Source organism: Rhizobium ecuadorense (assembly GCF_001187535.1).
Taxonomy (GTDB): Bacteria; Pseudomonadota; Alphaproteobacteria; order Rhizobiales; family Rhizobiaceae; genus Rhizobium; species Rhizobium ecuadorense.
This window is the reverse complement of sequence record NZ_LFIO01001647.1, coordinates 1-208: the sequence shown is the minus strand read 5'-3', so window position 1 is coordinate 208 and position 208 is coordinate 1. Positions and strand designations below refer to the sequence as shown.

The window sequence follows — 208 nt, the reverse complement described above, 5'->3', positions numbered from 1 at the left end:
CTAGAAAGCGATGAGGGCCGCGTTCGGCTTGTCCGTGACCAACATGCAGCCGGGCGCATGCGTGATTGCGAATTTCGGGCGGGCGGCCTCAATGACGGCTTGCGGCGTCACCCCACATGCCCAGAAGACCGGCATTTCGTCGGGCATGATGCGGGTCGGATCGCCGTAGTCCGGTTGGTCGAGGTTCTCGATGCCGATGGACGCGGGC

The 208-nt window shown here is 64.4% G+C and carries 1 protein-coding gene; it reads right to left on the bottom strand.

Features of this window, described 5'->3' with window-relative positions; all coding sequences use genetic code 11:
- Positions 1 to 208, bottom strand: a 208-nt coding sequence (locus AF337_RS32870) for a D-glutamate cyclase family protein (RefSeq protein WP_152971306.1), incomplete at its 5' end; no start/stop codon positions are given.